22 protein-coding genes are annotated in these 24397 nt (G+C 71.9%); 19 read left to right on the forward strand and 3 right to left on the reverse strand.

Annotated features, from left to right (window positions below; genetic code table 11):
• Window positions 1–93: 93 nt before the first annotated feature.
• The 8 genes from steA to LP52_RS07180 all read left to right on the forward strand — a co-directional run bounded on the left by steA (window position 94) and on the right by LP52_RS07180 (window position 9898).
• Window positions 94–1308, forward strand: a complete 1215-nt coding sequence (gene steA, locus LP52_RS07145; RefSeq protein WP_052809572.1) for a putative cytokinetic ring protein SteA — start codon at window positions 94–96, stop codon at window positions 1306–1308.
• Window positions 1305–2336, forward strand: a complete 1032-nt coding sequence (locus LP52_RS07150; RefSeq protein WP_040271828.1) for a copper transporter — start codon at window positions 1305–1307, stop codon at window positions 2334–2336. The genes steA and LP52_RS07150 overlap by 4 nt, the downstream gene beginning before the upstream one ends.
• Before the next feature lie 176 nt (window positions 2337–2512).
• Complete coding sequence (locus LP52_RS07155) at window positions 2513–3598, forward strand: hypothetical protein (protein ID WP_157036250.1); 1086 nt, start codon at window positions 2513–2515, stop codon at window positions 3596–3598.
• A gap of 338 nt (window positions 3599–3936) precedes the next feature.
• Complete coding sequence (locus LP52_RS07160) at window positions 3937–4953, forward strand: TerC family protein (protein ID WP_040271829.1); 1017 nt, start codon at window positions 3937–3939, stop codon at window positions 4951–4953.
• A gap of 232 nt (window positions 4954–5185) precedes the next feature.
• Window positions 5186–8020 carry an excinuclease ABC subunit UvrA gene (gene uvrA, locus LP52_RS07165; protein WP_040271832.1) on the forward strand — a complete coding sequence of 945 codons (2835 nt, stop codon included), beginning with the start codon at window positions 5186–5188 and terminating at the stop codon, window positions 8018–8020.
• A 45-nt stretch (window positions 8021–8065) separates the two neighbouring features.
• On the forward strand, window positions 8066–8605 hold the full coding sequence (locus tag LP52_RS07170) for an RDD family protein (RefSeq protein ID WP_052809549.1): 540 nt from the start codon (window positions 8066–8068) through the stop codon (window positions 8603–8605).
• A 54-nt stretch (window positions 8606–8659) separates the two neighbouring features.
• Window positions 8660–9337, forward strand: coding sequence for an RDD family protein (locus tag LP52_RS07175; RefSeq protein WP_052809550.1), 678 nt, complete (start codon window positions 8660–8662; stop codon window positions 9335–9337).
• Window positions 9338–9472: 135 nt separating this feature from the next.
• Window positions 9473–9898 carry a Rieske (2Fe-2S) protein gene (locus LP52_RS07180; protein WP_040271904.1) on the forward strand — a complete coding sequence of 142 codons (426 nt, stop codon included), beginning with the start codon at window positions 9473–9475 and terminating at the stop codon, window positions 9896–9898.
• Between the two features lie 13 nt (window positions 9899–9911).
• Here the strand turns inward: LP52_RS07180 and LP52_RS07185 are convergent, their stop codons facing one another.
• The gene (locus LP52_RS07185; RefSeq protein WP_040271833.1) at window positions 9912–11111 is read right to left on the reverse strand and encodes a mechanosensitive ion channel family protein; all 1200 of its coding nucleotides are present in this window, start codon (window positions 11109–11111) and stop codon (window positions 9912–9914) included.
• A 249-nt stretch (window positions 11112–11360) separates the two neighbouring features.
• On the opposite strand from LP52_RS07185, the gene uvrC reads away from it, so the two are divergent.
• From uvrC to LP52_RS07235, 10 genes are all read left to right on the forward strand, one after another.
• Complete coding sequence (gene uvrC / locus LP52_RS07190; protein ID WP_052809551.1) at window positions 11361–13505, forward strand: excinuclease ABC subunit UvrC; 2145 nt, start codon at window positions 11361–11363, stop codon at window positions 13503–13505.
• Complete coding sequence (gene rapZ, locus LP52_RS07195; protein WP_040271834.1) at window positions 13495–14394, forward strand: RNase adapter RapZ; 900 nt, start codon at window positions 13495–13497, stop codon at window positions 14392–14394. The genes uvrC and rapZ overlap by 11 nt, the downstream gene beginning before the upstream one ends.
• 190 nt (window positions 14395–14584) lie before the next feature.
• Window positions 14585–15616 (forward strand): gluconeogenesis factor YvcK family protein, encoded by a 1032-nt coding sequence (locus tag LP52_RS07200; RefSeq protein WP_052809552.1) that lies wholly within the window; start codon window positions 14585–14587, stop codon window positions 15614–15616.
• A 68-nt stretch (window positions 15617–15684) separates the two neighbouring features.
• The gene (locus LP52_RS07205; protein WP_052809553.1) at window positions 15685–16074 is read left to right on the forward strand and encodes a DUF488 domain-containing protein; all 390 of its coding nucleotides are present in this window, start codon (window positions 15685–15687) and stop codon (window positions 16072–16074) included.
• 268 nt (window positions 16075–16342) lie between these two features.
• On the forward strand, window positions 16343–17323 hold the full coding sequence (gene whiA / locus LP52_RS07210) for a DNA-binding protein WhiA (RefSeq protein ID WP_040271835.1): 981 nt from the start codon (window positions 16343–16345) through the stop codon (window positions 17321–17323).
• 343 nt (window positions 17324–17666) lie between these two features.
• On the forward strand, window positions 17667–18671 hold the full coding sequence (gene gap, locus LP52_RS07215) for a type I glyceraldehyde-3-phosphate dehydrogenase (protein ID WP_040271836.1): 1005 nt from the start codon (window positions 17667–17669) through the stop codon (window positions 18669–18671).
• Window positions 18672–18776: 105 nt separating this feature from the next.
• Window positions 18777–19964: a phosphoglycerate kinase gene (locus LP52_RS07220; protein WP_040271837.1), complete on the forward strand. Its 1188-nt coding sequence runs from the start codon at window positions 18777–18779 to the stop codon at window positions 19962–19964.
• A 59-nt stretch (window positions 19965–20023) separates the two neighbouring features.
• Window positions 20024–20800, forward strand: coding sequence for a triose-phosphate isomerase (gene tpiA, locus LP52_RS07225; protein WP_040271838.1), 777 nt, complete (start codon window positions 20024–20026; stop codon window positions 20798–20800).
• A 325-nt stretch (window positions 20801–21125) separates the two neighbouring features.
• On the forward strand, window positions 21126–21362 hold the full coding sequence (gene secG, locus LP52_RS07230) for a preprotein translocase subunit SecG (protein WP_040271839.1): 237 nt from the start codon (window positions 21126–21128) through the stop codon (window positions 21360–21362).
• Between the two features lie 129 nt (window positions 21363–21491).
• Complete coding sequence (locus tag LP52_RS07235) at window positions 21492–21881, forward strand: RNA polymerase-binding protein RbpA (RefSeq protein WP_084722986.1); 390 nt, start codon at window positions 21492–21494, stop codon at window positions 21879–21881.
• A gap of 78 nt (window positions 21882–21959) precedes the next feature.
• On the opposite strand, the gene LP52_RS07240 is transcribed toward LP52_RS07235, so the two are convergent.
• Together LP52_RS07240 and LP52_RS27180 are read right to left on the reverse strand one after the other, a co-directional pair.
• Window positions 21960–22727, reverse strand: a complete 768-nt coding sequence (locus LP52_RS07240) for an IclR family transcriptional regulator (protein ID WP_040271841.1) — start codon at window positions 22725–22727, stop codon at window positions 21960–21962.
• 328 nt (window positions 22728–23055) lie between these two features.
• On the reverse strand, window positions 23056–23226 hold the full coding sequence (locus tag LP52_RS27180) for a hypothetical protein (protein WP_157036251.1): 171 nt from the start codon (window positions 23224–23226) through the stop codon (window positions 23056–23058).
• Between the two features lie 74 nt (window positions 23227–23300).
• Between LP52_RS27180 and LP52_RS07245 the strand changes: the two genes are divergently transcribed.
• Complete coding sequence (locus tag LP52_RS07245; RefSeq protein WP_084722995.1) at window positions 23301–24281, forward strand: LysR family transcriptional regulator; 981 nt, start codon at window positions 23301–23303, stop codon at window positions 24279–24281.
• The last annotated feature ends 116 nt before the right edge of the window (window positions 24282–24397 follow it).

Genomic DNA, 24397 nt, shown 5'->3' on the forward strand with positions numbered 1-24397 from the left:
CCCGCCTTTCCCGTATTCATAGAGCGACCGGTTCGACACGCCGGGTGATCGACGTCCCGTGATTTCCGGGCGCATCTCGGCAGAATGCTGTCGATGAAGGTCACGGAAGCGCTCGGCGCCCGCCTGTCCCGGTTCGGCCGTGGGAGAGGCGGCGGCTCCACCGGCGTGACGGCGCCCGTCCGGTGCGATCGCCGTACCAAGAATCTCGCCAAGAGGCTGCGCCCGGGCGACATAGCTGTCATCGACCACGTCGACCTCGACCGCGCCAGCGCCGAGGCGCTGCTGGAGCGGGAGGTCGCCGCAGTTCTCAACACCGCTGTCAGCATCAGCGGACGCTTTCCCAACCTCGGGCCGCGGCTCATCGTCGAAGCCGGCGTCCCGCTCGTCGACGACGTGGACCCGGAGGTCTTCGCCCGGGTGCACGAGGGGGAGCGGCTCACCCTGGACGGTGGCGCCCTGCTGAAGGGCGAGAGCGTGCTGGCCACCGGCACCCCGCAGACGTCCGAAAGCGTCGCGGCCGCGATGGACGCCGCCCGTGCCGGGATCTCGGTCCAGCTGGAGGCGTTCGCCGCCAACACCGCGGAGTACCTGCGGCACGAACACGACCTCCTCTTCGACGGCGTCGGAATCCCCGACGTCTCCACGCCCATGGAGGGCCGCCACGTCCTCGTCGCCGTACGCGGCTACCACCACCGCGAGGACCTCGCCGCGCTGCACCCCTACATCCGCGACTTCCGGCCGGTACTGATCGGCGTCGACGGCGGCGCCGACGCGCTCGTCGAAGCCGGATTCCGGCCCGCCCTCGTCGTCGGCGACTTCGACTGCGTCTCCGACCAAGCGCTGAACAGCGGCGCCGAGCTGGTCGTCCACGCCGACCGCGACGGGCGCGCCCCCGGGCTGAAGCGGGTCCGCGAACTCGGCCGGGAGGCGGCCGCGTTCCGAGGCGCCGGAAGCGGCGAGGACGCCGCGATCCTGCTCGCCGACCACGCCGGGGCCTCGGTCATCGTGCTCGCCGGCGCCCAGTCCGCCCTGGAGGAGTTCCTGGACAGGGGACGTGTCGGCATGGCCGGCAGCTTCCTGACCCGGCTGCGCGTGGGCGGCAGGCTCGTCGACGCCAAGGGCGCCGCCCGCCTTTACCGCAGGCGGATCTCACCCTGGTCGCTGATCGCGCTGGCAGGGGCCGCCCTGCTGGTCGTCGTACTGGCGGCCCTCAGCTCACCGGCCCGGTCCGGCTACGTCGCCTTTCTGACGACGCGATGGGACCTGCTCGCCGAATACGCCTACCGGCTCACAGGACTGTTCACGTGATCGACTTCCGCTATCACCTGGTGTCCATCATCGCCGTCTTCCTCGCACTGGCAGTCGGCATCGCCCTGGGCGGCGCCCTGCTGCACGGCGCCCTGCCGACCACGCAGAACGACTCTGGCGAGCGGGGCGCCGAGACCGAGCGCCTGCGCGCCGAGAAGGACGTGGCCGAGCGGTTGAGCTCCGGCGGCGACAGGCTCGTCGACGCCTACGCCGATCGGATCCTGCGCGACCGCCTCGACGGGGTCGGCGTCGCCGTGGTGGAAGCGCCCGGCGCCGACCCGCGGCTGCGCGAGGGGATCGCCGAGCGCATCCGGCAGGCCGGCGGCACCGTCACCGCGAGGCCGGCGCTCACCGACACCTATCTCGATCCCGGTGAGGCCGCGTTCGTGCGCGAGCTGACCGACCAGCTCGCCACCGGCATCGGACTCCCGCGGGGCAGCGCCCACGATCGCGCCGGAACGCTGCTGGGCCGCGCCCTGCTGCGGTCCGACGGGAAGGACTCGGACGACGGCGACTCCGGATTCGACTCGGCGGCCGCCCTGGCGGGCTTCGCCGAGGCCGGGATGCTCGGCCTCGACGGTGAGCCCGGCGACGCCGCCGGTGCCGCTGACGCCGTGGTGGTGCTCGCACCGGCCGAGCCCCTCGCCGCCGACGCCGAGGCCTATGCGGCCGTGCAGCGGTCCGGCGGCGAAGAGCCCACCGGCAGCAGGATCATGCTCGACACAGCGAACGCGCTGGAGGGGGTCTCCGAGGCGGCGGTGCTCGTCGGCGGCCCTTCCGCCGCCCGTCCCGGCGGACTCGTCCACCAGGCCCGCGCCGAGGGGGCCGCCTACAGCACGGTCGACGCCGCCGGGAGCGATGCGGGCGACGTCGCCGCCGCCCTGGTGGTGGCCGCCGCGGCCGAGGGCGGCGAAGGCGCCTACGGCGTCGCCGAAGGCACCGACGCGTTCATGCCCGCTCCCCTGCCCGGCGCCGAGGACGGCGCGGACGGCGCGGACGACACCGCGGACGACGACGAGGCGAAGTAGCGGGGGCGCGGGGACCCGGCACCGCCGCCGCCCCGCCCCGACCGGTCGACCGCATCGGGGCGGAGCGGCCGGGGCGAGGGCCGGGCGCCACCGCTTCCTTCCCGCCGGGCGTCGGCGCGGACGCCCGCAGGCCCTCTGCGCCCGCCCGATCCCGCCGCACCGTCGAGAGGACACCCATGGCCCCGCCCCGAGAACCGGCAGCCGTCCGCGGCCGCCTGCGCGCGGCCTGGTCGGGCCCTGTCGGCGCGGCGCTGGGCGCTCTCGGCGCGCGCACCGCCTACCGGCTGCTGATCCCCCCGCCGCAGCGAGGCTGCGTCCACGACGTCTTCCGCACCGCTGAGCACACGCGCGACGTGTGGCGGCACACCAACTTCCGCGGGGAGGAGGTGACACGGCTCGCAGGGCCCGCTCTCGCGCTCGGCGTCTGCGCCGCGGCGGCCGTGGCACCCGGCTGCCCGCGCCGGCTGCGCGGCGCCGCGGTGCTGGCCACCGCCGGTGCGGCCGCCTTCGGCGCCTATGACGACCTTCCCGGCAACTCCGGCGGCCGCCGCATCGCCGGGCACGCCGGTGCTCTGGCACGCGGGCGGATCACCACCGGGGCCGTGCGGCTCGCCGGGGTCGGCGCATCCGGACTCGCCGCCGGAGGCCTCCTCGCTCGGGGAGAGCCGGCGCGGGTGCTCGCCGACGGCGCCTTGATCGCGGGTTCGGCGAATCTGGCCAACCTGCTCGACGTGCGTCCCGGCCGCGCGGCCAAGGCGGCCCTGCTCCTGGGCGCCCCGCTGCTGGCAGGACCGGCCGCGGGCACGGCCGGAACCGCGCTGGGCGCCGCGGCGGCCCTGCTGCCCGAGGAGCTCGACGAACGCGCCATGCTGGGCGACCTGGGCGCCAACGCACTGGGGGCCGCGCTGGGCACGGCCGCTGCGGCGGGATTGCCGCCCCGCGGACGGACCGCTGCGTTGTGCGCCGTCGCCGCGCTGACGGCCGCCGCCGAGTTCGTCGATCTCGGCGACGCGATGGCGGCTGTGGGGCCCCTGCGCCGACTGGACGGGCTCGGTCGGCGTCCCGCTCAGGCGCCCGGCCCGCGCCCCTCCACGTGCCGCTGCACCACGAGGATCCTGCCTCGGCGACCGCTGCGCGCGCGTTCGCGGTCCCCCGGCCGCGCCGCCGGCGGGGACCCGACCGGCAGGGCGGGCACGCGCCGGGCCGATAGGCGGCCGTGCCCGGCAGGAATTCCAGGTGGCCGCGGGGAGCGAAGCAGGTGAGCCGGGGAACAGGGCCGGTGAGCTGGGAAACGGTGCGGATGCGGCGGGTGAGATCTTCGCCGCAGGTGTGGGAGGTTACGGAGAGATCTCGACGGTGGCATCATAGGTGGAGTAACCGGGAACCTCCGCGCTGCCCCGCGCGTTGGGTCCATCGGTAATGGGTGAGGGGAGTATCCCTTACGCGGCGGTGTCGTCATCACGGTGCGCACAAGGGCGCACCCGGCGCCGTCGGCCCGGCGGGACCGCCACCACGGCGTCCGCCACGGGCGGGAAAGACCTCCGGAGACGCGTGTGCCCGCAGCTCAGCGGCGCGGGCACGGCAACCGGAGGGATAGTCCGTGGATATTCCACTGTGGGTTTGGCTTGCCACGATCGGCGCGATGATCGCCATCCTGGCCGTCGACCTCGCCATCGTCGACCATCCGTGGAGCAAGAAGACCGGCCCCCGCGAATTCGGCATCAAGCAGGCCGCCTGGTGGGCCGTCTTCTACATCGGCATCGCCATCGTCTTCGGCTTCGGCGTGTGGTACTTCGGCGGAACCACAGCCGCAGGCGAGTACTTCGCCGGGTTCCTCACCGAGAAGAGCCTCAGCGTCGACAACCTCTTCGTCTTCTACATGATCATGACCGCGTTCGCGGTGCCGAAGCGGTACCAGCACGAGGTGCTGCTGGTGGGCATCGTCATCGCGCTGGTCATGCGCGGCATCTTCATCGCCGTCGGCGCTCAGATGATCAACGCGTTCAGCGAGGTGTTCTACGCCTTCGGCGTGCTGCTGATCTACACCGCCGTCAAGATCGTCCACGACCACGTCAAGAGCGACGACGACGAGAAGGACTTCAGCGACAGCTTCGCCGTGCGGACGGTGCGCAAGTTCTGGCCGGTCACCGAGGACTACCACGGCGCGCGGCTGACGGTGGTCCAGCAGGGGCGCCGCCACGTCACCCCCATGCTCATGGTGATCGTGGCCATCGGCGTGACCGACCTGATGTTCGCCGTCGACAGCATCCCGGCCATCTTCGGACTCACCCAGGACCCCTACCTGGTCTTCACCGCCAACGCCTTCGCGCTCCTGGGCCTGCGCCAGCTCTACTTCCTGCTGGCGGGGCTGATGGACCGGCTCGCCTACATCAGCTGGGGCCTGGCCGCCGTCATGGTGTTCATCGGTGTGAAGATGATCCTGCACGCCCTGCACGAGAACCACGTCCCGGTTCCCGAGATCGGCATCGGCCTCTCGCTCGGTGTGATCACCGGCGTGATGACGCTCACCATCGTCGCGAGCCTGCTGAGATCCCGCGGCAGCGGCCGAAAGGGCGAGCGGCCCGACGAAGTCCCGTCGGAGTCCTCAGCGGAGTGACCACCGCTCGAACGGCTGTTCGTCTATAGTGGTGCCCCCGGCGGTTCGCCGCCGGGGGCGGCGGTGGTGGATGCGGAAGTTTCTCCGGCGCCGAATCGTTACGGTTAAGGACCCGGATCCACGGGCGCCCGGCGCGGCCGCATTCCCCGGCCAGCAGCAGCGCACCCGGTGCCGGACGGGTACTCCGCGCGCCGCCGCACGCGCGACCTCGATGCCGAAGGGTGAGAAACACATGGCCGATGAGCTGGTGATCCGGGGCGCCCGGGAGCACAACCTCAAAGACGTCAAGGTCGACCTCCCGCGCGACTCCATGATCGTGTTCACCGGCCTGTCCGGCTCGGGCAAGTCCTCACTGGCCTTCGACACCATCTTCGCCGAGGGCCAGCGCCGCTACGTGGAGTCGCTGTCGGCCTACGCCCGCCAGTTCCTGGGCCAGATGGACAAGCCCGACGTCGACTTCCTCGAAGGGCTCTCGCCCGCGGTCTCCATCGACCAGAAGTCCACCAGCCGCAACCCCCGATCCACCGTCGGAACCATCACCGAGGTCTACGACTACCTGCGGTTGCTGTGGGCGCGCATCGGCACCCCGCACTGCCCCAGCTGCCACCGCGAGATCGCCCGCCAGACCCCCCAGCAGATCGTCGACCGGGTGCTGGAACTGCCCGAGGGCACCCGGTTCCAGGTGCTGGCGCCGGTGGTGCGCGGACGCAAGGGCGAGTACGTCGAACTGTTCAAGGACCTGCAGACCAAGGGCTTCACCCGCGCCATGGTCGACGGCGCGATGGTGCGTCTGGACGAGGCGCCCACGCTGAAGAAGTACGAGAAGCACGACATCTCGGTGGTCGTCGACCGGCTGACGGTGAAGGAGTCGGCCAAGAAGCGGCTGACCGACTCGGTGGAGACCGCGCTGCCGCTGGCCGGCGGCACCATCGTGCTCGACTTCGTCGACGAGGCCGAGGGCGGCGCCGAGCGCGAGAAGGTGTTCTCCGAGCACCTGTACTGCCCCTACGACGACCTCTCCTTCGAGGAGCTGGAGCCGCGCTCGTTCTCGTTCAACTCGCCCTACGGCGCCTGCCCCGACTGCGCAGGCCTGGGCACCCGCATGGAGGTCGACTCCGAGCTGCTGGTGCCCGACCCGGAGAAGACCCTCAACGAAGGCGCCATCGCCGTCTGGGCCAACGGGCACGCCATGGAGTACTTCGGGCGGCTCGTCAAGGCGGTGGGCGACGCGATCGGCTTCGACATGGACACCCCTTGGGAGCGGCTGCCCAAGTCCGCGCGCAAGGCCCTGCTCGAAGGCCACGAGACCCAGGTGCACGTGCGCTACCGCAACCGCTACGGCCGCACCCGCTCCTACTACACGAGTTTCGAAGGCGTCATCCCGTGGGTGAAGCGCCGCCACGCCGAGAGCGAGAGCGACACCGGGCGCGAGCGCTTCGAGGGCTACATGCGCACCGTGCCCTGCCCCTCCTGCGAGGGCCGCCGCCTCAAGCCCGTCGTGCTCGCCGTGACCGTGGGCGGCGCCTCCATCGCCGACGTCAGCGCGCTTCCGCTGAGCGAATGCGCCGATTTCCTGCGTGATCTCCAGCTCACCGACCGCGAGCAGGTCATCGCCTCCCAGGTGCTCAAGGAGATCAACGCGCGGATGGGCTTCCTGCTGGACGTGGGCCTGCACTACCTCAGCCTGGAACGGCCCGCCGGTTCGCTGTCGGGCGGCGAGGCCCAGCGCATCAGGTTGGCCACCCAGATCGGCTCCGGGCTCGTCGGCGTGCTCTACGTGCTCGACGAACCCTCCATCGGCCTGCACCAGCGCGACAACTTCCGGCTGCTGGAGACCTTGCAGCGGCTGCGCGACATCGGCAACACCCTCATCGTGGTCGAGCACGACGAGGACACCATCCGCTCGGCCGACTGGGTCGTCGACATCGGTCCCGGCGCCGGTGAGCACGGCGGCGAGGTCGTGGTCTCGGGCACCGTCGACGACCTGCTGGGCAGTTCGTCCTCCATCACCGGCGACTACCTCACCGGCCGGCGCCGCATCGAGCTGCCCGCGATGCGGCGCCCCCGGGTCAAGGGGCGCGAGCTGGTGGTCAAGGGCGCCCGCGAGAACAACCTGCACGACATCGACGTCGCCTTCCCGCTGGGCGTGTTCACCGCGGTCACCGGCGTTTCGGGCTCGGGCAAGTCCACCCTGGTCAACGAGATCCTGTACAAGGCGCTGGCCAAGGAGCTGCACGGCGCGCGGGCTGTTCCCGGCCGCCACACCCGCGTCAACGGCCTCAACCAGGTCGACAAGATCGTGCACGTCGACCAGAGCCCCATCGGGCGCACGCCGCGGTCCAACCCCGCCACCTACACCGGCGTCTTCGACCACATCCGCAAGCTGTTCGCGCAGACCGCCGAGGCCAAGATGCGCGGATACCAGCCGGGCCGGTTCTCCTTCAACGTCAAGGGCGGCCGCTGCGAGGCCTGCGCGGGTGAGGGCACGATCCGCATCGAGATGCAGTTCCTGCCCGACGTGCACGTGCCCTGCGAGGTCTGCCACGGCGCCCGCTACAACCGCGAGACGCTGGACGTCCACTACAAGGGCAAGTCCATCGCCGAGGTACTGGACATGCCCATCGAGGAGGCCCTGGACTTCTTCGAGCCCATCTCGGCGATCCGGCGCCACATGCAGACCCTCAACGACGTCGGCCTGGGCTATGTGCGCCTGGGCCAGCCCGCCACCACCCTCTCCGGAGGCGAGGCCCAGCGCGTTAAACTCGCCAGCGAGCTGCAGCGGCGCTCCACCGGCCGCACGGTCTACGTCCTCGACGAGCCCACCACCGGCCTGCACTTCGAGGACATCCGCAAGCTGCTGGGCGTGCTCGACCGGCTGGCCGAGGGCGGCAACACGGTGATCGTCATCGAGCACAACCTCGACGTCATCAAGACCGCCGACTACGTCATCGACATGGGCCCCGAGGGCGGTGCACGCGGCGGCGACGTCGTCACCGCCGGCACACCGGAGGAGATCGCCAAGGTCGAGGAGTCCTACACCGGCCGGTTCCTCGCGAAGCTCGTATAGTCCTCTCAGCGTCGAACGTCGGCGCGCGTTCGCGAAGGAGTGCCCATGGGCGCTGACCCCCCTGCCGAGCGCCCGGCCGGGCTCGGGCGGCGTGTCGCCGCGCGGCTGATCGACCTGGTCGTGCTCGCCGGTATCGCGATGCTGTTCTCGGCGCTTGTGGTCAACACCCTGCCCGGCGCCGAGGACCCGCTGCGCATGGCGATGCTGCCTGCGGTGGTGCTCTCGGTCGGCTTGTTCGCGATCTACCTCGCCTACGAGGCCGCGTTCACGGCCGTCTACGGCGCCACCCCCGGCAAGCTCTACCTGGGGTTGAGGGTGGCGGCCGCCGATCCTTCGGTGAGCGCACCGCGTGCCGGCGCCGTCGCGGTGCTCAAGCGTTCGGTGGTGCTCTACGCCTCCGTGCTGCTCAACTTCGTGCCGGTGGTGAGCTTCCTGGCCCTGATCGTGTCCGTCTACGCGGTGATCTCCGCGTTCTTCGACCGCCCGCGCCACCGCGGACTGCACGACAGGGCGGGCGGGACCGCGGTCGTGGGCGGATCGGGGCCCGGCCCGGGTGCTCGCCGCAGCGGGTCCTCCGGCCGATAGGGTCGAATCGCGTCCCGCCGGCGAGGGTCGGCGCGCGAGGAGGTACCGGTCCCGATGAGTTTCCCCCCGCCCTGGAACGACGGCGCCGCCGGGCCCGGGCATACCGCGCGGCAGCCGCCGCCGTACCGGCCCGACGGCCCGCCGCCCCCGCCCTACACCGGGCCGGGCGGTGCACCGCCGTCCCACCCGCAGTCCGGCCCGGCATCGCCCGCGGTCGACGCCGCGAGCTTCTCGCCCGGGCCCTACCGGTTGGCCCGATGGTGGCAGCGCGCCGCCGCCCGCGTCATCGACGCACTGGCCGTGGGCATACCGGTGACCGTCGTCGCCTTCCTCATCGCACTGATGTGGGCGGGGGCGCAGTGGCTGGGCGACAACGGCGAGATCGAGCGCAACACCGCCATCGTCTTCGGAATCGTCGCGTTCACCCTGTTCGTGGCCTACGAGACCGTGTGCGTGAAGCGGTGGCGCCGCACCCTGGGCAAGCACCTGCTGAAGCTTGAGGTCGCGCCCGTAAGCGGGGCGGGACGCCAGGGCCCCATCCCGGTGGCGTCGATGGCGGCGCGGGCCGCACTGTTCAACCTGCCCACTCTGGCCGCCGCGAGCCCCACCTGGTGGGTCCTGCTCTACGTGCTGCTTGTCGTGCCGTGCGCACTGTGGCCGTTGTGGGACCGGCCCGATCGCCAGGGGCTGCACGACAAGCTCGGCGGCACCGTGGTGGTGCGCACCGACTGAGCCCTCGGGTGCGGGACGGGGGAGTGCCGGGGGCGGAGACAGGGCATACCCCATTTGGTACTACAGTCTGTAGTAATGAAGGAAGCGGCGGAGAGGAGCGGTGTCATGAGCGGGGGGCTGGGGTGCGCCTGCGGGATCAGCCGGCGCAGGCTGATCGGTGCCGCGGGGGCCGCCGGGGCCGCTGCGCTGGGGGCGGCCGCCTGCGGATCACCGGACGAGGGCCCCGCGCCCCACGATGCCCTGCGGGGCACCGTGGTGGCCCAGACCTCCGACATCCCGGTGGGTGGAGGAAGCGTGGTGATCGACGGCAAGCTCGTCGTCACCCAGCCCGAGAAGGGCGACTTCAAGGCCTTCAGCGCCGTGTGCACCCACGCCGGCTGCACCGTCCAGGAGGTCGAGGCCACGGTCAACTGCCTGTGCCACGGCAGCGAGTTCGACATCGCCACAGGAGACGTCCGCAGCGGGCCGGCCGACCGCCCGCTGGAGGAACTGTCCATCACCGTCGACGGCACCGACATCGTCCTCGACGAAGAACCGCCGCAAGGGGAGCAGGGCTCGTAGTTCCCGGGCGGCCTCAGCCGTCGGCGTCACCGGATCCGTCGGTGCCGTCGCGGGTCTCCGAGCCGCCTTGGCCGTTGACCGCCAGCGAGCCGTCGGGCCCGGGCGAGCCGGCCCCCCGGCGCGAGTCCCGCCGCACCGCCGACTCGGGGAACACCGCGGCGTAGGGCGGCTCCTGATCGCCGGCCGTGAGGAACTCGGTGCGGCGCCGCGGCAGCGCCTGGGGCATGTGCTCGTTGATGTGGGTGATCAGGTGCTCGCGCAGGTCGCAGCACAGGTCCCAGCGGGCGTCGGAGTCGGCGGTGGTGACCACCGCCCGCAGTTGCACGATGCCGTCGTCGAGGATGTCGGTGGCCTGCAGCGACCAGCGGCGGCCGTCCCACAGGGGGTGGTGCGCGACGTAGGCGCCGACCTCCTCGCGGATCCTGCCGATGGGTGCCTCCCAGTCGACTTGGAACAGCACCCAGCCCGTGATGGAGGCGCCCTGCTTGGTCCAGTTCTCGAAGGGGGTGGTGGCGAAGTAGGAGACCGGCACGATCAAGCGGCGCTCGTCCCACATGCGGATGGTGACCATGGTGAGGCTGAGTTCTTCGACGCGCCCCCACTCGCCCTGGAAGACGATGACGTCGTTGAGGCGCAGGGCGTTGCTGAACGCCAACTGCAGGCCGGCGAAGATGTTGCCGAGAGTGGACTGCGCGGCTAGGCCCGCGACGACCGACAACAGGCCGGCCGACGCCAGCAGTCCGGCGCCCAGCCCTTGGACCGCGGGGAAGGTGAACAGGATCGCCGCGATGGCGATGACGCCGATGATGCTGGCCGCGATGCGCCGCAGCAGCCGCACCTGGGTCTGCAGGCGCCGCGAGTGGTGGTCGTCGTCCCCGTTGTTGGAGGCGAGCCGGTCCAGCACCAGGTCCGTCGCCGCGTAGGCCAGGCCCAGCGCGAACCACGTCATCGCCCCGATCATCAGGATCGTCATGAAGTGGTCGATGATCGGGAACAGCGCGCGGTCGGGCATCTCCTGCCGGTCGGGCAGCGCTATGTTGACGCCGATGACCGAGGCGGCCGCGTAGGCCGAGAACCGGCAGTGCCGGACCAGCGGCCCGGCGAGTGGCGAGACCTTCGAGAGCTGGTGGGTGAGCAGCCAGTGCGCCACCATGATGACGAGCACCGCGATCAGGACGGTCGCGCCGATCCCGACCCACTGCATGAAGCTCACGGGAGCAGCCCCCTTGTTTCAGAAAGCACGGTCGGTATCCGCCCAACCTAGGTCATGCGGATACCAAATCGTGACGTTTGACGGGTGATTCAACCCATGGGCGAATGTGCGGGGAACCGTCCACAGCTTAGGCGCCGCATCCCGGACGCGGCACGGGTCGCGGCGTATACGGGTCTTTGGTCCCTGTGTCGTGTCCACAGGCCGCCCGTCGAGTGGCCGAGCACCCGCGCGGCCGACCACAATGGAGGTATGCCAGCCCAACCCCATCTGAGGCCCCGTCCCGGATCGATCCCCACCTCCCCCGGGGTCTACCGGTTCCGCGACTCCCATGGGCGGGTCGTCTACGTGGGCAAGGCGAAGAACCTTCGCGCGCGGCTCTCCTCTTACTTCCAGGACTTCGCCGCACTGCACCCGCGCACCCAGACCATGGTCTCCACCGCCGCCGACGTCGACTGGACGGTGGTGGGCACCGAGGTCGAAGCCCTCCAGCTGGAGTACTCCTGGATCAAGGAGTACGACCCCCGGTTCAACGTCAAGTACCGCGACGACAAGAGCTACCCCTACCTCGCCGTCACCATGAACGAGGACGTGCCCCGCGTCCAGGTGCTGCGCGGCGCCAAGCGCAAGGGCGTGCGCTACTTCGGCCCCTACGGACACGCCTGGGCCATCCGCGAGACCGTCGACCTCCTGCTGCGCGTCTTCCCGGTGCGCACCTGCTCGGCCGGGGTCTTCCGCAGCGCACGCAACGCCGGTCGGCCCTGTCTGCTGGGCTACATCGACAAATGCTCCGCGCCGTGCGTGGGCCGCATCGACGCCGACGAGCACCGCCGCTTGGCCGAGGACTTCTGCTCCTTCATGGCCGGCGACACCAGCCGATTCATCCGCACGCTGGAGCAGCGCATGCGCGATGCGGCCGCCGAGCAGGAGTACGAGCGCGCCGCGCGCGTCCGCGACGACATCCAGGCGCTGCGCACCGCGCTGGAGAAGCAGGCGGTCGTGCTGGGCGAGGCCACCGACTGCGACGTCATCGCCCTGTCCGAGGACCAGTTGGAGGCCGCCGCCCAGGTCTTCTACGTGCGCGGCGGGCGCATCCGCGGCCAGCGGGGCTGGGTCGTCGACAAGGTCGAGGACGTCGGCACCGGCGAGCTCGTCGAGCGGTTCCTGGCCCAGACCTACGGCGGCAACGGCGGCGGCCCCGGTGCCGATCCCGACGACGGCGGTGCCACCGGGGCTGCCATCCCCCGCGAGGTCCTGGTCTCGGCCGAGCCGGCCGACCGCGACGCCGTGGTCGCCTGGCTCAGCGAGCGCCGCGGTTCCTCCGTCGATCTGCGGGTGCCCCAGCGCGGCGACAAGAAGGCGCTGATGGAGACCGTCGCCAAGAACGCCGACCAGGCGCTGGCCCGGCACAAGACCCAGCGCGCCGGCGACCTCACCACGCGCAGCCGGGCGCTGAGCGAGATCCAGGAGGCTCTGGAGCTGGACGAGGCGCCGCTGCGCATCGAGTGCTTCGACGTGTCCAACCTGATGGGCGAACATGTGGTGGCGTCGATGGTCGTGTTCGAGGACGGCCTGGCCCGCAAACCCGAGTACCGCCGCTTCAGCATCCGCGGCTCGGGGCGCGCCCAGGGCGCCGAGCAGAACGACGTCGCCTCGATGTACGAGGTCGTCAAGCGCCGGTTCGCCCGCTACATCGAGGAGAGCCGCCGCACCGGCGAGCTCGACCGGCTGGGCGCCGAGGCGGGAGAGGACGGCCAGGACGGCGGTACCGCGCCTTCGGCCGTGGGCGGGAGCGGATCCGCGGGCGTCGAGGGCGCCGCCGCGGAAGCGGACTCCGGCCGATCCGCCTCCGAGAGCCAGGGGCCCGCCAAATTCGCCTACCCTCCTAACCTGGTGGTGGTCGACGGAGGCCGCCCCCAGGTCCAGGCCGCACGGCGCGCCCTGGACGACCTCGGTATCGACGACATCGCGGTGTGCGGACTGGCGAAGCGGCTGGAAGAGGTGTGGCTGCCCGACGACGAGGACCCGATCGTGCTTCCCCGGACGGGCGAAGGCCTCTACCTGCTCCAGCGCATCCGCGACGAGGCGCATCGCTTCGCCATCACCTACCACCGCCAGAAGCGCGCCAAAGCGCTCACCGGCAGCGCCTTGGACGACGTGCCCGGCCTGGGGCCCACGCGGCGCAGTGCGCTGCTCACGCACTTCGGCTCGGTCAAGAGACTGGCCGCGGCCACGGAGGAGGAGATCGCCCAAGTGCCCGGTATCGGCAAGACCACCGCCGGCGTGATCCACGCACGGCTCTCCGGCCAGGACCGGGAGGGAAACCATGACAGGGGCGGAGTCCGTGCCGGAGAACGCGGCACGGCAGACGGAAGTGATCAGAACAATGGGGGATGACCAGCCGAACGGCAGCCTCAGCGGGGAACTCCCGCCCGAGATCGTCGTGGTTACCGGCATGTCCGGCGCCGGACGCAGCACCGCCGCGCGCGCACTGGAGGACCTGGACTGGTTCGTCGTCGACAACCTGCCTCCGGGGCTGCTGCCGACCATGATCGACCTCGCCGGGCGCACGCAGGGCGCGGTGCCGCGGGTGGCGGCGGTGGTCGACGTGCGCAGTATGGCCTTCACCGAGGACCTGCTTTCCACGGTCGAGGAGCTGCGCCTGCGCGGGATCACCGTCCGCGTGGTCTTCCTCGAGGCCGGCGACGACACTCTGGTGCGCCGCTTCGAGAGCGTCCGCCGGCCGCACCCGCTGCAGGGCGACGGCCGGCTCACCGACGGCATCGCCCGCGAGCGCGAGACCCTGCGCGCCATCAGGGGCGCGGCCGACCTGGTCATCGACACCTCGCAGCTCAACGTCCACCAGCTCAAGGCCAAGGTCATCGGCTTCTTCGGCGAGGCCGAGGAGGCGCGTCCGCGCGCCAACGTGGTGTCGTTCGGATACAAGCACGGCCTGCCCGTCGACGCCGATCTGGTGCTGGACTGCCGCTTCCTGCCCAACCCGCACTGGATCCCCGAGCTGCGGGCGATGAACGGCCGCGACGCACCGGTCCGCGAGTACGTGCTGGCCCAGACCGGCGCCAAGGAGATGGTCGACTCCTACGCCGAGGTGCTGCGCCTGGTGATCGACGGCTACCAGCGCGAGGGCAAGCACTACATGACTCTGGCCGTGGGCTGCACCGGGGGCAAGCACCGCAGCGTGGCCATGGCCGAGCGGTTCGGCGAACGCCTGCGCGAGCAAGGGTTGGAGGTCCACGTCGTGCACCGCGACCTCGGCCAGGAGTAAGGGGGCACGCCCCTTGAGCGCGCACAGGTGCCGGCGAGGACGGCGGTACCGTCGATGACCGCGCGGGACGACCGTTCCCGGGCCACTCCCCAGCATTGGCCCGATCCGCGTCGGCGCCGCCCTGGGAAACGGGGCGGCAAGCGCCGGCGGCGGCCCGCATAAGACCGGGACACGAGGTACGCAGAGGCACATGGCAGACATCTTCCCCGCCGAGGACGGCGGGAGGCCGGCAGGCGGCGCGGCCTCGGAGACCGCGGCCGAGGAGGCCGAGCGCGGGAGCCCTCCGCGGGTCGTGGCACTGGGCGGAGGCCACGGCCTGCACTCGTCGCTGTCGGCGCTGCGCCGGGTCACCACCGACGTGACCGCCGTCGTGACTGTGGCCGACGACGGGGGCTCCAGCGGGCGGCTGCGCAGAGAGTTGGGCGTGCTGCCGCCGGGGGACCTGCGCATGGCGCTGGCGGCGCTGTGCGGCGACGACGAGTGGGGCCACACTTGGAGCGAGGTCATCCAGCACCGCTTCCGCTCCGAGGGCGAGCTGCACGGGCACGCGGTGGGCAACCTCCTCATCGTGGCGCTGTGGGAGCTGCTCGGCGACTCCGTGGCCGGACTCGACTGGGTGGGCCAGCTTCTGGGCGCGCACGGCCGGGTGCTGCCGATGTCCTCGGTGCCCCTCGACCTCGTGGCCGAGGTCGAGGGCGCCGACCCCGTGCACCCCTACGAGATCAGCACGGTGCGCGGGCAGGTGGCCTGCGCCAGCACCCGCGGCCGGGTGCGCTCGATCTCGCTGGTGCCCGAGGCGCCGCCCGCCTCTCAGCAGGCGGTCAAGGCGGTGCGCGAGGCGGACTGGGTGGTGTTCGGTCCGGGCTCCTGGTTCACCAGTGTGCTGCCCCACCTCCTGGTGCCCGAGCTCGCCGAGGCCCTCGTCGACACCTCCGCGCGCCGCATGGTCGCACTCAACCTCTCGCCGCAGAAGGGCGAGACCGACGGCTTCCGCCCCGAGACCTATCTGGAGGTGCTGGCCGCGCACGCGCCCCGCCTGGGCATCGACGCCGTTCTGGCCGACAGCGGTGTCGTGGGCGACACCACCCGGGTGGGCGAAGTCGCCAAGCAGATGGGCGGCACCCTGGTCGTGCGCGACGTGGCCGCCGGTGACGGATCGCCGCGCCACGACCCCGACCTGCTCGCCGCCGCATACGACGAGGTGCTCTCCCAACCGCGTTGAGGCCCGCCGGCGCACGGAGCACCGCCGGCGCGTGGTTGACGTGGTCGGCCAACGGGCATCCAGTCGACGTGGGCAAGCAGCATCGAAGCACGAAGAGCACGGGCGACCTCCGCCTGGCGCGCGTGCGCGACACCATCGGGCAGGAGCCGCCGCCGGGCCGGGTGTTCCTGGTCGACCGGCTGTGGCCGCGCGGCGTGCGCAAGACCTCGGTGCACTACGACGCCTGGCTGCAGGACGCGGCGCCCAGCACCGAGCTCCGCCGCTGGCTGCACGCCGACCCCGACCGGTGGGAGGAGTTCGTCGAGCGCTACCGGGCGGAGCTCGCCGACAACCCCGATGCGCTGCGCCCCATCCGCGAGGCCCTCGCCGAGGGGCCGGTCACCCTGCTCTACGGGGCGCGTGACACCGAACACAACCACGCGGTCGTGCTGCGCGACTTCATGCTGGAGTCCGACTAGCCCGAGGGCGGGGGAGTCAGGGGCACCGCTCGCCCCACCGGCGCGCCCGGCCGGTGTGCCTCTCCGGCGTTTCCGGGTCCCGGCCCAAGCGCATTCGGTAGAGATCCACACGGATCGGAAATCACGACTCGCCGTTTCGAGCAGGGAGTTTGGACACGCGGGCGAGGGCGTGGCCATCGCTCGCACGTTAAGTAGGCTCGTGATCGGAGCGCACCGTCGGCGGGCCGCGCTAGGCATGTGGAATTCGAGTATCGAGGGGACGGCGTCCATGGCGATGACCGGCGTGGTGAAGGACGAGTTGAGCCGGCTGACCGTTCTCAAGCCGTGTTGCCGCAAAGCCGAAGTCTCCACGATCCTGCGCTTCACCGGAGGGCTGCACCTGGTCGGCGGGCGCATCGTGATAGAGGCCGAACTCGACACCGGCGCCGCGGCGCGTCGGCTGCGCAAGGACATCTCCGAGGTCTTCGGCCACGAGTCCGAGGTCGTCGTGCTGTCGCCCAGCGGACTGCGCAAGGGCAACCGCTACGTCGTGCGCGTCATCAAGGACGGCGAGAGCCTGGCCCGCCAGACCGGCCTGATCGACAACAACGGCCGCCCCGTGCGCGGACTGCCCCGCCACGTGGTCGCCGGGGGCTCCTGCGACGCCGAGTCGGCCTGGCGCGGTGCCTTCATCGCCCACGGGTCGCTGACCGAGCCGGGACGATCGATGTCGCTGGAGGTCACCTGCCCCGGCCCCGAGGCCGCGCTCGCTCTCGTGGGCGCCGCACGGCGGCTCAAGGTGCAGGGCAAGGCGCGCGAGGTCCGCGGCGTCGACAGGGTGGTGGTCCGCGACGGCGATTCGATCGGCGCACTGCTGACCATGCTCGGCGCACACGAGAGCGTCCTGGCCTGGGAGGAGCGCCGGATGCGCCGCGAGGTGCGCGCGACGGCCAACAGGCTCGCCAACTTCGACGACGCCAACCTGCGCCGCAGCGCCCGCGCGGCGGTGGCCGCCGGAGCCCGGGTCGAGCGGGCACTGGAGATCCTCGGCGACGAGGCGCCCGACCACCTGGTGGCCGCCGGGCAGCTGCGCCTGGCGCACAAGCAGGCGTCTCTGGAGGAGCTGGGCCAGCTGTCGTCGCCGCCGCTGACCAAGGACGCGATCGCCGGGCGGATCCGCCGGCTGCTGGCGATGGCCGACAAGCGGGCCGTGGACCTGGGCATCTCGGGCACCGACGCGAACCTGACCGCCGACATGCTGGTGCCCTGACGCACCGCCCGCGCCCCCTGCGGGCACCGGACGTCCGGGCCGAAAGGCCGGCCTCCGCGGCCGGCGGCGGATCTGCGAAACCGCCTCCGGTGTGCGGTTTTGTGAGCGCTGAGCCGGACCGGGAAACTTCGGAAAATGGTCTAGACCTTAATCGGCGGCGGTGCGAGCATGGTCCGGGCGCCACGAGCCTCCGGCGGTCCTCCCGCAACGGGCCCGCGACGGGCCACCGGTGCGGTGGAGCGATAGGCTCGGGAGTGACACCCCGGCGCTCGACTTCCGCGGTCCGGCCCTGCCAGCCGGCCGTGATGGCAGTACCTTCCAATACGTGAGGAGCTTGGTTACCGTGACCATCCGTGTAGGCGTGAACGGTTTCGGCCGGATCGGCCGCAACTTCTGGCGCGCGGCCCGCGCCGCCGGCAGCGAGGTCGAGATCGTCGCGGTCAACGACCTCACCGACAACGCGACGCTCGCCCACCTGCTCAAGTACGACACCGTGATGGGCAAGCTGGACGACGACGTCGAGGTCGGCAGCGACAACATCCGGGTCGGCAACACCACCATCAAGACCCTCGCTGAGCGCGACCCGGCCAAGCTGCCTTGGGGCGATCTCGGTGTGGACGTCGTCATCGAGTCCACCGGCATCTTCACCAAGGCCGAGGACGCCAAGAAGCACATCGAGGCCGGCGCCAAGAAGGTCATCGTCTCGGCCCCGGCCAAGGGCGAGGACCTCACGCTGGTGATGGGCGTCAACGACGACAAGTACGACCCCGCCCGGCACAACGTCATCTCCAACGCCTCCTGCACCACCAACTGCGTGGCGCCGATGGCCAAGGTGCTCCTGGACAGCTTCGGCATCTCCAAGGGCCTGATGACCACGACCCACGCGTACACCAACGACCAGGTCATCCTGGACCTGCCGCACAAGGACCTGCGCCGCGCCCGCGCTGCGGCGCAGAACATCATCCCCACCACCACGGGGGCGGCCAAGGCCACCTCCCTGGTGCTGCCGGAGCTGGAGGGCAAGCTCGACGGCATCGCGATGCGGGTGCCCGTGCCCGACGGCTCGGTCACCGACCTCGTGGTCGAGCTGGAGCGCGAGGTCAGCACCGAGGAGGTCAACGCCGCGTTCAAGGCCGCCTCCGAGGGCGAGCTCAAGCAGGTCCTGACCTACACCGAGGACCCGATCGTCTCCTCCGACATCGTCGGCAGCCCCGCCTCCTGCACCTTCGACTCCAGCCTGACCATGGCCTTCGGCAAGACGGTCAAGATCATCGGCTGGTACGACAACGAGTGGGGCTACTCCAACCGCATCGTGGACGCCGCCAAGCTGGTCGGCTCGCGCCTGTAGACCGCACGTCCCCGGACGTGCCGGCGCATGCACGGCGCCCCGCCCACCGGGCCGGGGCGCCGTGCGCCGCCGCGGCACGGCCGCATCCCGCGGAAGGAGAGCATCATGCGCACGATCGACGACCTCGACGTCTCCGGTAAGCGCGTGTTCGTCCGGGCGGATCTCAACGTGCCCCTCGACGGCGACCGCATCACCGACGACGGCCGGATCCGCGCCAGCGTTCCCACCATCAGCACCCTGCGCGAGCGCGGCGCCCGCGTCGTGGTGGCCGCGCACCTGGGCCGCCCCAAGGGCGCCCCCGACCCCGCCTACTCCCTGCGCCCGGTCGCCGCGCGCCTGGGCGAACTGCTGGGCACCGAGGTCGCCTGCGCCGACGACACGGCCGGCGAGTCCGCCCGCGCCACCACCGACGCGCTGGCCGACGGCGAGGTCGCCCTCATCGAGAACCTGCGCTTCGAGCCGGGCGAGACCAGCAAGGACGACGCCGAGCGCGGCGAGTTCGCCGACCGCCTGGCCCGGCTGGCCGACCTCTACGTCGGCGACGGCTTCGGTGCCGTGCACCGCAAGCACGCCAGCGTCTTCGACCTGCCCAACCGCCTGCCGCACGCCGTGGGCGGCCTGGTGCTGGCCGAGGTCGAGGTGCTGCGAACCCTCACCGGCGACCCCGCCCGTCCCTACGTGGTCGCGCTGGGCGGCTCCAAGGTCTCCGACAAGCTCGGCGTGATCGACAACCTGCTGGGCACCGCCGACCGCCTGATCATCGGCGGCGGCATGGTCTACACGTTCCTCAAGGCCAAGGGCTACGAGGTCGGCTCCAGCCTGCTGGAGGAGGACCAGGTCGACACCGTGCGCCGGTACCTGGACCGCGCGGAGGAGCAGGGCGTGGAGATCGTGCTGCCGGTCGACGTGGTGGCCGCCGAGTCCTTCTCGGCCGACGCCCCGCACGGCCCGGCCGACGCCGACGCGATCCCCGCCGATCGCATGGGACTGGACATCGGCCCCAAGAGCCGCGAGGTGTTCGCCTCGAAGCTGGCCGATGCCCGCACGGTGTTCTGGAACGGCCCGATGGGCGTCTTCGAGATGGAGCCCTACTCCCACGGCACCAGTGCGCTCGCCAAGGCCCTGCTGGACTCCGGCGCCTTCACCGTGGTGGGCGGCGGCGACTCCGCCGCCGCGGTGCGCGCGCTGGGCTTCGACGAGTCGGCGTTCGGGCACATCTCCACCGGCGGTGGTGCCAGCCTGGAGTACTTGGAGGGCAAGAACCTGCCCGGTATCGAGGCCCTGGACGACTGACCCCGCGCCGGCGGCCCCGCCCGGGCCGCCGGCGCCTCCCTGCAGCTGAGGAAGACACCATGGCAGAGCGCAAGCCGCTGATCGCGGGCAACTGGAAGCTCAACAACAACCACCTCGAAGCCATCGCGCTGGTCCAGAAGCTCGCGTTCGCGCTGAAAGACCCCGACTTCGACGCCGCCGAGATCGTCGTGCTGCCGCCCTTCACGAACCTGCGCAGCGTGCAGACCCTCGTCGAGGGCGACAAGCTGCGGATCGGCTACGGCGCCCAGGACATCTCCGCCCACGAGAAGGGCGCCTACACCGGCGAGGTCTCCGGGCCCATGCTCGTCAAGCTGGGCTGCACCTATGCGCTGGCGGGGCACTCCGAGCGCCGCGAGTACCACAAGGAGGACGACGCCGCCGTCAACGCGAAGGTGAAGGCGGCCTTCGCCTCCGACCTCACGCCGATCCTGTGCCTGGGCGAGGGCCTGGACGTGCGCAAGGCCGGCAACCAGGTCTCGCACACGCTGGGCCAGCTGGAGGGGGCGCTCAAGGACGTCACCGCCGAGCAGGCCGGTCGGCTGGTCGTGGCCTATGAGCCGGTGTGGGCCATCGGCACCGGAGAGGTCGCCACCCCCGAGGACGCCCAGGAGGTCTGCAGCGCGCTGCGCGGGCGGCTGGGGGAGCTGTACTCCCAGGAGGTGGCCGACGCGGTGCGCATCATCTACGGCGGTTCGGTCAAGGCCGACAACATCGCCGACATCGTGACCCAGGAGGACGTCGACGGCGCCCTGGTGGGCGGCGCGAGCCTCAAGCCCGAGGAGTTCGTGAAGCTGGCCCGGCTGGGCCGGGAGTAGTCCGCCGCCGGGTCCGGCCGGTGCGCGCCGGCCGGACCCCGAGCTGCGCCGTTCGCGTGTACTCGAAACCGCGGGCCGCCGCCGATTCTGCGCCGTGAAGGCGCATCCGGTGCCGGAAGCGGGCGCGTCGGGGTCGCACGCGGGTTAGAATTCGCGGAGCCCGTCAACGAGACGGGCGCGTGTCCAAAGGGGCACACGGTAGAATCCAGAAGAGTCCTCGGCCCACGTTCGCCTCGGCCGCCGACCCGCCGCCTCGGCGAGCGAGCGGTCCCGTGGGCCCCAAGTCGTCAATTCCCCCACTCGGGGTCGAGTTACGGGTGAGCGTGTGATCCTCGGTCTGTCCATCCTCGTGATGCTGTGCAGCGTCCTGCTGGTCCTTCTGGTGCTCTTGCACAAGGGCAAGGGCGGTGGCCTGTCCGACCTGTTCGGGGGCGGCGTCACGTCCTCTCTGGGCGGGTCCTCCGTGGTCGAGCGCAACCTCGACCGGCTGACTGTCGCCACCGGACTGGTGTGGATCGTCGCCGTCGTGGTTCTCGGGCTCATGCTCAACCAGGGCGCTTAGCCCGGCCTTTCCTCGGCCCGCTTTCCAGCCCCAGCTTTCGGCCCGCGCCCGAGCGCGGGTACCGCCGCACCGTGCCGCCGTGCGGCGCGCATTCCTGATTTCCCCTAGCCGGGGTGTGTTGTCCGACGAATGGAGTATTCCGTGGGTAGTGGCAGCGCAATCCGTGGCAGCCGCGTCGGTGCCGGCCCGATGGGCGAGGCCGAGCGCGGTGAGGCCGCGCCGCGTATCCGGGTTCCGTTCTACTGCGCCAACAAGCACGAGGTCGTGCCGAGCTTCGCGAACGAGGCGGCGGTCCCCCACGAGTGGGACTGCCCCCGCTGCGGCTTCCCTGCGGGCAAAGACCCGCAGAACCCCCCGGCGCCCCCGCGCACGGAGCCGTACAAGACGCACTTGGCCTACGTGAAGGAGCGGCGCAGCGAGGAGGAGGGCAAGCTCATCCTGGACGAGGCCCTCGCCAAGCTGCGCGCCGAGCGGGCCGAAATCGAGGCCCACATGAAGGCCAACGCCAACGCCAACTAGCGATCGCCGGTCGCATCGGCGGCCGAGCCGCCCGCGGGCCGGGCGCGGTACGCGCACCGCGCCCGGCCCTGCGCGTCGTCACCACAGCTCAGGGGCGCGCCCGCCGAGGCGCCGGGTCAGTTCGGCGGCCGCGTCGCGCGCGCCCGCGGCCAGCGCCGCCGCCGTCACCGGACGCGCACTGGGCACGGTCAGGCTGATGGCCGCGGCCGGCGCGGCGTTGTGGTCGAAGGCCGCCGCCGCGATCGAGGAGAACCCCTCGGTGACCTGCCCCTCCTCGACCGCGTAGCCCGCGCGGCGCTCGTCGGCCAACACCCCGCGCAGTTCGGCGGGTCCCGAGGGGCCGTGCCCGGTGCGGTCCACGAACGCCGCCGCTGCGGGATACAGCGCACGTACCTGGGCGCGGGGCAGATGCGCCAGCAGAGCGCGCCCCGAAGCCGTCAGGTGGGCCGGCAGCCGCACACCCACCCCGGTGATGAGGGTGGGTGCATGCGGCGGCTGCTCCTTGAGCAGGTACAGCGTGTCCGGGCCGTGCAGGATCCCCAGGTGCGCTGTCGCCCCCGTCTCCTCGACGAGCCGCCGCAGCAGGGGCCGGGCCAACCGCTCCAGGGGGCCGTGGCGCAGATAGGCCGATCCGATCTCGAAGGCCGCCACTCCCAGCCCCCATCGGCGCTCCTCGGGCAGGTGGGTGACGAAGCCTTCCTCGGCCATGGCTTCCAGTAGCTGGTAGACGCTCGACCGCGGCAGTTCGAGTTCGGCGGCCACCGCCGCCGCCGATACCGGCCCCGACCGCGTGGCCAGGAAGCGCAGCAGCCGCAGCGCCCGCGTGGCCGCCGGGACATGGCTCATGGCCAGATTGTGGCACGGCGGTCGGCGACGGGCGGGGAAGGCGGCGCGGGGCCGGGGCGGCGTCGGTCGGTGCTGTGGAGCGTCGGGGCGGGCATCCGGCGGCGGCAGCGGCGACCACCCGGCTGCCGCGCTCGGGTTCGCGGCACGCGCCGAGGCCGCCGGCCCGGTGTTCCACGCATCCGCCGCGAAACCCGTCCACGCTTCCTGGACGGAATCCGGTGGAGCGCTTGCACACGGATCAGGAACGCTCCGGGAACGCCGGTCGCGCGGGTGGGGCCGGCGGGCGCCTCGCCCGAGCGCGGGCGGATCGAGCTCCGCAACACACGGCTCAGGTGCCGCCCGGCACGTTCAGCGCGCGGACCTGCAGCCTTCCGCAGGCGCACCGGGTGTAGAGCACCATCCCGGTCGAGGTCAGGTGCCGCGAGACGACCTGGTAGATCTCCGACTCCGGCCAGCCGCAGTCGGGGCAGACCTGTGTGCGGTTCGCGCAGGATTCCATGGCCCCAGTCTGGGCGAGGCTCTTTCTTCATGTCCATCTGAACTTTTTGCATGAAACCGTGTAGCGTGGACTACATGTTCGATCTCCGGCGGCTGCGCGTGCTGCGGGCGGTCCACCACCACGGAACCGTCACCGGCGCGGCCGAGGCGCTGCACCTGACCCCTTCGGCGGTCTCCCAGCAGATCCGCCAGCTCGCGCGCGATCTCGGCGTCACTCTGCTGGAACCGGAAGGCCGCCGGGTGCGGCTGACCTCGGCGGCCCACGTGCTGCTGGACCACGCCGATGCGCTGAGCACCCGCTGGGAGCGGGCCGTGGCCGACCTCGCCCGCCACTCCGAAGGCGCCGCGGGTCCGCTGCGCATGGCCGGATACCCCACGGGCATCGCCACCCTGCTGGCGCCCGCCACCTCGCGGCTGCGCCGCACCCACCCCGAGCTGCAGACCTCGGTGCTGGAGGCCGAGACCGGCGAGTGCTTCGACATGCTGCTGGGCGGCAGCGCCGACATCGCCGTCTTCGTGCCCGACCCCTCCTACCCGCCGGCCGACGATCGCCGCTTCGACCAGCAGGTCCTGGTGGAGGACCCCCAGGACCTGCTGGTGCCGACCGACCACCCGCTGGCGACGCGCACCGGCGTCACGCTCGCCGACGCGGCACTGGAGGACTGGATCGCGGCCGACACCGCCTGCAACCACTCCTGGATGCTGCACGTGGCCTGCTCCGCCGCCGGATTCACCCCGCGCATCGCCCACCGCGCCACCGACTGGGTCGGCGCCACCGCGCTGGTCGCCCACGGGCTGGGGGCGGCCCTCGTGCCCCGGCTGCTGCCCGTCGCCGCCGAGTACCCCGTGGCCCGGGTGCGGCTGCACGGCAGACCTCAGCCCTCGCGGTCGATCCTCACCGCCGTGCGCAGCGGAAGCGGCGACCACCCGGCCGTCGCGCACGGGCTCGCGGCGCTCGCCGAGACCGCCGCCCGGGCGGCCGCGGATCCCGGCCCGCAGGAGGTCCACGCCCGCGTGCGCGGCCCCGCCGAAGGGGTCGGCGCCGCCGCTCGCTGAGGCGGCCCGGGACGGTCCCTCCCCGCCCGAGACCGCCGGTCGCCGTTCCGTCTGAAATCTCGGACACGATGTGGGCGCGGGGGCTCGCACACCAGGGCGCCGGCCGCGTCCAATGG

The sequence above is a fragment of the Streptomonospora alba genome (assembly GCF_000826685.1).
Classification (GTDB): Bacteria; Actinomycetota; Actinomycetes; order Streptosporangiales; family Streptosporangiaceae; genus Streptomonospora; species Streptomonospora alba.

Bases quoted from the DNA above. Each gene is read 5' to 3' on its own strand.
- uvrC (WP_052809551.1), top strand. From the start codon at position 11,361: ATGCCAGCCCAACCCCATCTGAGGCCCCGTCCCGGATCGATCCCCACC.
- LP52_RS07220 (WP_040271837.1), top strand. From the start codon at position 18,777: ATGCGCACGATCGACGACCTCGACGTCTCCGGTAAGCGCGTGTTCGTC.
- rapZ (WP_040271834.1), top strand. From the start codon at position 13,495: ATGGGGGATGACCAGCCGAACGGCAGCCTCAGCGGGGAACTCCCGCCC.
- LP52_RS07245 (WP_084722995.1), top strand. From the start codon at position 23,301: ATGTTCGATCTCCGGCGGCTGCGCGTGCTGCGGGCGGTCCACCACCAC.
- tpiA (WP_040271838.1), top strand. From the start codon at position 20,024: ATGGCAGAGCGCAAGCCGCTGATCGCGGGCAACTGGAAGCTCAACAAC.
- LP52_RS07240 (WP_040271841.1), bottom strand. From the start codon at position 22,727: ATGAGCCATGTCCCGGCGGCCACGCGGGCGCTGCGGCTGCTGCGCTTC.
- whiA (WP_040271835.1), top strand. From the start codon at position 16,343: ATGGCGATGACCGGCGTGGTGAAGGACGAGTTGAGCCGGCTGACCGTT.
- LP52_RS27180 (WP_157036251.1), bottom strand. From the start codon at position 23,226: ATGGAATCCTGCGCGAACCGCACACAGGTCTGCCCCGACTGCGGCTGG.
- LP52_RS07200 (WP_052809552.1), top strand. From the start codon at position 14,585: ATGGCAGACATCTTCCCCGCCGAGGACGGCGGGAGGCCGGCAGGCGGC.
- LP52_RS07175 (WP_052809550.1), top strand. From the start codon at position 8,660: ATGAGTTTCCCCCCGCCCTGGAACGACGGCGCCGCCGGGCCCGGGCAT.
- uvrA (WP_040271832.1), top strand. From the start codon at position 5,186: ATGGCCGATGAGCTGGTGATCCGGGGCGCCCGGGAGCACAACCTCAAA.
- LP52_RS07155 (WP_157036250.1), top strand. From the start codon at position 2,513: ATGGCCCCGCCCCGAGAACCGGCAGCCGTCCGCGGCCGCCTGCGCGCG.
- LP52_RS07235 (WP_084722986.1), top strand. From the start codon at position 21,492: ATGGAGTATTCCGTGGGTAGTGGCAGCGCAATCCGTGGCAGCCGCGTC.
- LP52_RS07170 (WP_052809549.1), top strand. From the start codon at position 8,066: ATGGGCGCTGACCCCCCTGCCGAGCGCCCGGCCGGGCTCGGGCGGCGT.
- steA (WP_052809572.1), top strand. From the start codon at position 94: ATGAAGGTCACGGAAGCGCTCGGCGCCCGCCTGTCCCGGTTCGGCCGT.